Raw genomic sequence first — 9,044 nt, forward strand, 5'->3', positions numbered from 1 at the left:
CACGCATACGCGGCAATTCGGCTTCCAAAATGCCCGGAATGCCCATCACGCCGGCCACGGCGCGTTCCTCCACCTCGGCGGAGAGGGTGCCCTTCTGGCGGCCCCAATGCAGGGCCAACAGCAACAGCAGCGTCATCTGACTGCACAGCGCCTTGGTGGACGCCACGCTGATTTCCGGACCGGCCTGCGTGTAGATGACGTGGTCCGCCTCGCGGGAGACCGAAGAGCCGACCACATTGCACAGCCCGATGACCGTTGCGCCCATCTCCTTGGCGCGGCGCATGCCCGCAAGGGTATCGGCGGTTTCGCCGGACTGGCTGATGGCCAGCACCACGTCGTCCTCGTCAAGGAGCAAGTCGCGGTAGCGGAACTCCGAGGCGATTTCCACGCGCACCGGAATGCGCGCCCACGACTCGATAAGATTCATGCCCCACAGCCCCGCGTGGTAGGACGTGCCGCAGGCCAGAATATGCAGACGCTTGGGCGGCGTGGTGCCCTCCAGTTCGGACAGGGTCACGGCCTTGGACGCCGCGTCCACGCGCCCGGTCAGGCAATCCGCCACCACCTTGGGCTGCTCGGAGATTTCCTTGAGCATAAAGTGCTTGTAGCCGCCCTTCTGGGCCGCCTGCACATCCCACGTGATGGTGTGCACCTCTTTTTCAATGGGGGCGAGGGTGCGTGCGTCGCAGACCTCCCAGCTGGAGGGCGTCAGGGTGACCATCTCGCCGTCCTCAAGGAAGACCACTTCCCGCGTGTAGGGCAAAAAGGCCGGGATGTCCGACGCAACAAAGTTTTCGCCAATGCCCTTGCCAAAGACCAGCGGGCTGGCCTGGCGCGCGGCATAGATGGTGCCCGGCTCGTGGATGCTCATCAGCGCAATGGCGTAGGCACCTTCCACGCGCTCCAGCGCCCAGCTCAGGGCCTTCTGGAGCGTCTCCGTGTGCTTTCGCCCCTCGGCGATAAGGTTCACCAGCACTTCGGTGTCCGTCTCCGAGGCAAAGGTATAGCCCCGCTCGGACAGCCACTGGCGCTGCTCCTGATAGTTCTCAATGATGCCGTTATGGATGAGGGCGAGCTCGCCGGAGTTATCCCGGTGGGGGTGGGCGTTGCGTTCCACAGGCACGCCATGGGTGGCCCAGCGGGTATGCCCAATGCCCGAGGTCGCCATATGATGGCTGCACCCGGCAACTTTGGTCTCCAGGGCGGAGAGCTTGCCCTCGGCGCGCAGGAGCGTCAGTTCGTTATTTTCAATATACGCCACACCGGCGGAGTCGTACCCCCGGTATTCAAGGCGGCGGAGTCCTTCCACAAGCACGGGCACAGCAGGTCTGTGACCGGAATATCCGATGATTCCACACATATTCGCGATTCCGTTGTTGGCGTCCGAAGGAAGCGCCGGACCATACGGTCCGGCGCGCTCGTTTCTGTCGAATCGCTCCCGGCGTGGCGGCTGAGGCGCTCACCTTGGCCCAGAATGCGGGCCAATCCGCCAGAAGCTGCCGCAGGGCCTTGCCCCTGTGGCTTCGGGCGTTCTTTTGCTGGGACGAAAGCTCGGCGGAGTGCTTGCCGCTGTCCGCATCCACGAAAAGCGGGTCGTACCCGAATCCGTTGGTGCCGCGCGGCCCTTCGCCGATGTGCCCTTCCCACGCGCCGGATGCGGCAAGCTCTTCGCCGCCCGGGGCATAGGCCAGCATAACGCACCGAAACCGCGCGGTGCGGCGCTCGGTGGGTACGCCGGACAGGGCGTCCAGCAGTTTGGCATTATTCTTTTCGTCCGTGGCGTCCTCGCCGCTGTAGCGGGCGGAATAGACTCCCGGGGCGCCATCAAGGGCGTCCACCTCAAGGCCGGAGTCGTCTGCCACGGCAACAAGCCCGGTGGCCTCGGCCACGGTCTTGGCTTTTATGCGGGCGTTTTCCTCAAAGGTTACGCCCGTCTCTTCGATTTCACCTATTTCCGGGAAATCGTCCAATCCTTTCACTTCAAGCTGAAAGCCCTCAAGCATCTGCGACAGCTCAGCAATTTTTCCTGTGTTGCGGGTAGCCAATACAACAGCGCTCAAGACGCCCTCCTTCTGAACTTCCGGTGTCTTTTGGGGTTGGGCCCGCCACCTGCGGCGGGACTTCCCTCCCTTACTCCGGCAGTGGCTCCTCGTCCAGCAGCGGGTCCTCCACGGCGGCCACAGGCACAAGGCGCATGGTAATGCTGGTGCCTGAGCCGGGCGTACTCTCAAGCAAAAGCTTGCCGCCAAGGTCGTCCACAATCTTGCGCGTCATGGCCAGCCCAAGGCCGGAGCCTTTGTCCTTGGTGCTAAAAAACGGATTAAAGACCTTGTTCTGCATCTCCACCGGGATGCCGGGACCATTGTCCCGTACTATCAGCTCCACCCAGCGTCCGGACATGCGCGTCACCACAGACACCCACCCACTCTCGTGCATGGATTCCATGGAATTTTTCAGCATATTGATGAGGCACTGCTTAATAAGCTCCGGCGTGCCCTGCGCGTTGGCGATGCCGGAGTCCAGCTCCGTCTGCAACGTGATGCCGTGCTGTTCATAGCCATGGCGCATCAGATTCACCGCGTCGGTGACCACCTCGTTGACGTCCACCACGGCGCTGGCGCCGTCCGTCGGGCGCGCAAAATTCAGCATGCTCTTGAGGATTTCCTCAAGCCGCCGCGACTCCTTGAGGATAATGTTCACCTTCTCGCGCTCGCGCTCCGATAAATTGGTGGAACGCAGCAGGGAATTGGCAAACCCGCCGATGGCAAAGAGCGGATTGCGGATTTCATGCGCCGCGTAGGTGGACAGCTCGCCAAGGGCGGCCATCTTCTGGGCCTGCAGCAACTGCTGCTCCGTATGCGTGCGGTCCGTAATGTCGCGGCGCACCTCCACCACGTGGGTCAGTTCGCCATCGCGCGACAGCACGGGATAGGTATACACGCGGTAGTAGAGCACCCGGCCCGTCTCATCCACGCGGGTGTGCACGGCCTCGGCCTTCTGCCCCGTCCGCAGGGTCTCCTGAAACGGGCACAAATCCTCCCCGCGCTGGCAAAACCCCGCGGCCTCAATCTCCCGGCAATGGCGGCCAATAAAGTCGGCCTTGGCCAAACCATGGCGCTCGAAGACGTTGCGGTTCATATCCTGCACACGGCCGCTGGGGTCCAGCAGCAGGATGTCCTCTTCCATTTCGTTTATTATGGTATTGAGAAGTTCGCGCGAGTGGGAGCGCCGCACGCCACTGCCGCCGGGCGGCGGCATGCCTGTGACAATCTCGATGAGCAGCGACGCCGTGGGCATGGCGATGACGGGCACCTCCATGGGCACCCCGGGCAGGGTGTCGTCCACGGCTTCATCATCGGTGCGCAGGTCAAAGACAAGGTTCACATCGCCATGCGTGCGGAACATGGCCGTGGCATCCGGGAAAACATCCAGCCCCAGCGCATTCAGGCGCGCGGCCTCCGGCCCGGCAAGCCCGGGGGCAATCACGGCGGCAAACAGGGACCGCCCGGCCCGTCCGCCCTTGCCGCTGCGTTCCAGCGCATCAATAAGGAAGGAGAACGGCGCACCCGTTCCCACAATGGCGACTTTGTAATCCTCCCCCCCGCTCGGGCGAAAATTGGGATGCATAGGGCCTCCGGCGTCGATTCCACAGGATTCCGGGCATGTTGCTCGCTCCACAGTGCACGCTCTGACTCATTTCTGGTTGTACGCGGCTTGTAAGGCAACTTCAAGTAGGGTACGACGCTGCTAGCGGAAACGCACGGCACCGCCGCGCCAGACCGCACCCCATCCAAGAAGGACGTTAATGAACCCCGTACGCATCTATTCCATAAGCCTCGGCTGCCCCAAAAACCGTGTGGACACCGAGCGCATGCTTGCCAGCTTCGACCCAGCCTTTGTGCCCGCGGAGTCCCCGCGCGGGGCCGACGTGGTGCTCATCAATACCTGCGGTTTCATTGCTCCGGCAGTGAAGGAATCCGTCGAGACCATCCTCGAACTGGCCGGCGACATCGCGGACATGGACCCGCGTCCCGTGCTTGCCGTGGCGGGCTGCCTTGTCAGCCGCTACCACGACGAGCTCATCCCGGAAATTCCCGAGGTGGACCTGTGGCTCAAGACGCTGGAGACCGACCACTGGCCCGAAGCCATCGCCAAGGCCCTTGGCCGCCCGGTCTATGAGCCCGCGCCCTACGAGCGCGCGCTGTCCACAGGGCCGTCCTTTGCCTATATGAAGGTGAGCGAGGGCTGCAACCACGCCTGCTCGTTCTGCACCATCCCCAGCCTGCGCGGCCGCCTTGCCAGCCGTCCGTTGGATGTTTTGGAACGCGAGGCGCGCGAGCTTGTCGCCGCAGGCGTTCCCGAACTCGTCCTTGTGGCGCAGGACCTGACGGCCTACGGCATGGACCTTGGGCACAAGGATGGGCTTATCCCCCTGCTGGAGCGTCTGCTTCCCATCGACGGCCTCAAGTGGCTGCGTCCCATGTATCTGTACCCCGGCGGCCTCACGGACCGCCTCCTGTCGTTTATGAAGGACGCGGGACGTCCGCTGCTGCCCTATTTTGATATTCCGCTTCAGCACTCGCATCAGGACATTTTGCAAAGCATGGGGCGCCCTTTCGCGCGTGATCCGCGCATTGTTTTGGAGCGCGTTCGCAAGTATTTCCCCTCTGCGGCCTTGCGTACATCCATCATTGTAGGGTACCCCGGCGAAACGGATGCGCACTTTGCGGCGCTTGTGGACTTAGTCCGCGAGGCCAAATTCACGCATCTTGGCGTGTTTGGCTTCTGCGACGAAGAAGGAACCCGCGCCCACGACCTGCCCGGCAAAGTTCCGGCGGACGTTATTGAAGCGCGGCGCAATGAACTCATGGCCGTGCAGCAGGACATCAGCGCAGAGCTTCTTGCCAGCCACGAAGGGCTGGACATGGACGTGCTGGTGGACCGCCCCCACCCCGAGTGGGAAGGACTGTATGAGGGCCGCGTGTGGTTCCAAGCGCCCGAAGTGGACGGCATCACGTATATTTCAGGGCCGGACGTCGCCTCCGGGCGGCTCATCCGTGCCAGCATTGAGGAGGCGCAGGACTACGACCTCGTAGCCCTCGCCTAGAATGAAGGATACACATTTCACCATCCGGACTGCATCAGGCGCCCCTGCGCCCCTCAGACCAATCGAACACCGCACCAGACGGCGGCGCGACCTCGCGCATGCCGTTTCTGGTGCGTTTTTGTTATGCCGGGGGAAATTTTTTCTCGCGGCCTGCGTCTCGCCCCGCCCCAAACATGGCCCAACGTGCACCAGCCCGGGAAGACTGCATATCAACGCCCGCATCTCGCCGCCAAAAGCGGAAATGGGCAACGGTATACAGTGCCACGGACTCACCAAGGGCAATGCATTTCACCAAAATGCACTTCCATGTTATGGACGCGGCGCGACCAATCAACTATACACTCAAGACTGCCCAGTAATCAGACCAGCCCGGCATGCATCGCACCGGGCCTCCCGCACCTTTCCCGCACGAGCGGAGAAAATATTTGGCTTGCATGCGGGGCACGGGTCTGATACGTAGCGCGGATTATTGTTGTTGGAGGTAACACATGGTAGCAACGACCGAAGAAATGGAAAACATCCTGTCTGCCGACGAAGTCAGCTTTGAGGATGCTCTGGAACAGTACCTTCCCATCGCCGATTGCGGCGATCTTGGGGAGGGCAGCATCGTCCCCGGCGAAGTTGTCAAGGTTGACGAGGACAACGTCCTCGTGGACGTCAACTTCAAGTCCGAAGGACAAATCCCCACTTCCGAGTTCCTGGATGCTGACGGTACCGTCACCGTCTCCGTGGGCGAAAAGGTGGATGTCTACGTCGTTCGTAAGAACGAGTCCGAAGGCACCATCATCCTCTCCCGTGAGAAGGCCAAGCGCATGCAGCTCTTCGATACCATCGAAGAGATTCAGGAGAAGAACGACACCATCAAGGGCCGCATTATCCGCCGCATCAAGGGTGGTTACACTGTGGACCTGGGTGGCATCGAGGCCTTCTTGCCCGGCTCCCACGTTGACCTGCGTCCCGTCCCCGACATGGACGCCCTGGTGGATCAGGAATTCGATTTCCGCATTCTGAAGATCAACCGCCGCCGCTCGAACGTCATCGTGTCCCGCCGCGTGCTCCTCGAAGAAGAGCGCGAAACCAAGCGCCAGGAACTCCTCGGCACTCTGGAAGAAGGACAGGTGCTCAAGGGCAAGGTCAAGAACATCACCGAATACGGCGTGTTCGTCGACCTCGGCGGCCTCGACGGTCTGCTGCATATCACCGATATGTCCTGGCGCCGCATCAAGCACCCCAAGGAAATGGTCTCCCTGGGCGACGAGCTTGAGCTGAAGGTCCTGAATTTCGACAAGGACAACCAGAAGGTTTCCCTGGGTATGAAGCAGCTCGTGCCCGACCCGTGGGAAAGCATCGAAACCAAGTACCCCGAAGGCGAACGCTTCAATGGCCGCATCACCAACCTGGTGGACTACGGCGCATTCGTCGAGCTGGAAGAAGGCGTGGAAGGCCTGGTGCACATCTCCGAGATGTCCTGGACCCGCAAGCTCCGTCATCCCTCCCAGATGGTCCACACCGGCGACGAAGTCGACGTGGTCATCCTGGGTGTCGACCCCGACAAGAAGCGCATCTCCCTGGGTATGAAGCAGGTCAATCCCAATCCTTGGGATCTCGTTGCCGAAAAGTACCCCGAAGGAACCATCCTTGAGGGCACCATCAAGAACATCACCGAATTCGGTATGTTCATCGGCATCGAAGACGGCATCGACGGCCTCATTCACGTGTCCGACATCTCTTGGACCAAGAAGATCCGTCACCCCAATGAGCTGTACAAGGTGGGCGACACCGTTCAGGCCAAGGTTCTCACCGTCGACAAGGACGCTGAGAAGTTCACCCTCGGTGTGAAGCAGCTCGCTGAAGATCCGTGGCTCATGGTTCCGGATCGCTACCCCGAAGGCACCATCATCGAAGGCACTGTGACCAACATCACCGACTTCGGTCTCTTTGTAGAGGTCGAGGAAGGCATCGAAGGTCTGGTCCACGTCTCCGAGATCAGCCGCAAGAAGGTGAAGTCTCCCTCTGAAATGTTCAAGGAAGGCGTCGCCATTCAGGCCAAGGTCATCCACGTCTCCGCAGACGAACGCCGCCTCGGCCTGTCCATCAAGCAGCTCAAGACCGAAGAGGATCGGAAGAGTGCTCCTAAGGAGTTCCGTTCCAACTCCGGCGAAACCGCAGGCACCAACCTGGGCGACCTGCTGAGGGCTGAATTCGAGGATGCAGACAAGAAGTAACTTCTCTCAGAAGCATCCCTTCATCTTCGGCTTCACGCTGATAGTGGCGGCCGTGATCCTCTTTGCGGGGGTCACGGCCGCTTTTCGCATGTGGCTGGGTGACGGGAGACGCGCCGCAACCGACGAAAGCCTCGGCCTCGTCCGCATTGACGGCATGATTACGGACGCGGAGCGGACCAATACATGGATCCGCACCCTGCGCGAAGACGACAACATCAAAGGCGTCCTTCTGCGCATCAACTCACCCGGCGGCGCTGTCGCCCCCTCGCAGGAAATCTCCCGGGCCGTCGGCCGTCTGGCCACATACAAACCCGTGGTGGTCTCCATGAGCTCGGTCGCGGCCTCCGGCGGATACTACGCCGCCGCACCCGCCGACATCATCGTCGCCAACCCCTCCACCCTCACCGGGTCCATCGGCGTCATCATGCAACTCTCCAACGTGCAGGACCTGATGGAAAAAATAGGGGTCAAACGCCAAAGCCTCGCCAGTGGCAAACTCAAAGGCGCAGGCTCCCCCTTCAAGCCCATGACCAAAGCCGAACGCGACTACCTCATGGCTATCGTCAACGACATGCACCAGCAGTTCGTTGCCGCCGTCGCCGAAGGCCGGAATATGGACATCAAAGACGTGCAGGCCATCGCCGACGGACGCGCCCTCACAGGCCGCCAAGCCCTCCAGCTTGGCCTTGTGGACAAACTCGGCGGCATGGAAGACGCCGTGGATGAACTCAAATCCATCTGCGGCATCACCGAACCCGTCGCCCTCGTCGAGCAGCCAAAGGAGAAGACCTCCTACCTGCGCGAAATTCTCAGCAACATCAATATCACGATCTCAAGCGACGCCGTCGAACCCGGCCTCGTTATCCGCTAGTTGGCCGCGCCCTGCGCCCAGCGTGGTGCAGGGCACGCGCCGCCCCCGCCAAACCAGCGCCCCCAAACCTGCACCCCTAGACCAGCCTCCCCCGCCCCTGCTATCATCGCCTCCACAGCGCCCTCTCGCGCCCTGTCCGCCACGAAACGCCACCGGAGGCACCCACATGTCAGACACATTCCAATTCAGCCTCACAGACGATGAAAAGCGCGCCCTCAAGGACCTTGTGCGCAAAACCATCGCCAGCCACCTCAGCGGCGCCGACTTCGCTCCCGGCGACGCGCCGACACATCGCCTTACCGAACACCTCGGCGCATTCGTCACCCTCACCATTGATAGCCAGCTGCGCGGCTGCATCGGCCACGTCATCGGCGACAAGCCCCTGTGGGACACCATTCACGCCATGGCCCTGCAAGCCGCTTTTAACGACCCGCGCTTTCCCCCGCTCACCAACGAAGAATTCGACACCGTCTCCATAGAAATCTCCATCCTCAGCCCCCTCACCCTCTGCCCGGACCCAGAACGCATCCGCGTCGGCACACACGGCCTGCTCATCCAGCACGCCGGACGCTCCGGCCTGCTCCTCCCTCAAGTGCCCGTCGAATGGGGATGGGACCGCCAGACCTTCCTCCAACACACCTGCAACAAAGCCGGACTGCCTCCAGACGCATGGACCAAACAAGACGCCAATATCTTCTGGTTCCAAGCCGAAGTCTTTTGAGGTCTCAAGGGGTGGTGATGCCACCCTTTTTTGGTCTCCGGCGGCTTTTGCTCTTAGCTCGTTCGGCCTGAAAGGACGAAGGGGCAAAGAAATAAAGAGAGCCTCCGGCGGCTCAAGGGT

At 61.5% G+C, this 9,044-nt stretch carries 6 protein-coding genes and 1 pseudogene; 4 read left to right on the forward strand and 3 right to left on the reverse strand.

What is annotated here, in order from left to right; all coding sequences use genetic code 11:
- The 3 genes and pseudogenes from glmS to ACY69P_RS10595 all read right to left on the reverse strand — a co-directional run.
- On the reverse strand, positions 1–1,360 hold a 1,360-nt coding region (glmS, locus tag ACY69P_RS10585; RefSeq protein ID WP_462327445.1), incomplete at its 3' end, for a glutamine--fructose-6-phosphate transaminase (isomerizing).
- 109 nt (positions 1,361–1,469) lie between these two features.
- Positions 1,470–2,060, reverse strand: a pseudogene (locus tag ACY69P_RS10590) (XTP/dITP diphosphatase); the annotation flags it as partial.
- Between the two features lie 70 nt (positions 2,061–2,130).
- Complete coding sequence (locus ACY69P_RS10595) at positions 2,131–3,627, reverse strand: two-component system sensor histidine kinase NtrB (RefSeq protein ID WP_462327446.1); 1,497 nt, start codon at positions 3,625–3,627, stop codon at positions 2,131–2,133.
- A 178-nt stretch (positions 3,628–3,805) separates the two neighbouring features.
- Between ACY69P_RS10595 and rimO the strand changes: the two genes are divergently transcribed.
- The 4 genes from rimO to amrA all read left to right on the forward strand — a co-directional run bounded on the left by rimO (position 3,806) and on the right by amrA (position 8,924).
- On the forward strand, positions 3,806–5,107 hold the full coding sequence (gene rimO / locus ACY69P_RS10600) for a 30S ribosomal protein S12 methylthiotransferase RimO (protein WP_462327447.1): 1,302 nt from the start codon (positions 3,806–3,808) through the stop codon (positions 5,105–5,107).
- A 488-nt stretch (positions 5,108–5,595) separates the two neighbouring features.
- Complete coding sequence (locus ACY69P_RS10605; protein ID WP_459900569.1) at positions 5,596–7,332, forward strand: 30S ribosomal protein S1; 1,737 nt, start codon at positions 5,596–5,598, stop codon at positions 7,330–7,332.
- Positions 7,316–8,203, forward strand: a complete 888-nt coding sequence (gene sppA, locus ACY69P_RS10610) for a signal peptide peptidase SppA (RefSeq protein WP_462327448.1) — start codon at positions 7,316–7,318, stop codon at positions 8,201–8,203. The genes ACY69P_RS10605 and sppA overlap by 17 nt, the downstream gene beginning before the upstream one ends.
- A gap of 166 nt (positions 8,204–8,369) precedes the next feature.
- Entirely contained in the window at positions 8,370–8,924 is a 555-nt protein-coding gene (amrA, locus tag ACY69P_RS10615; RefSeq protein ID WP_462327449.1) for an AmmeMemoRadiSam system protein A, read from the forward strand.
- Positions 8,925–9,044 lie beyond the last annotated feature (120 nt).

Source organism: Desulfobaculum sp. (genome assembly GCF_054921475.1).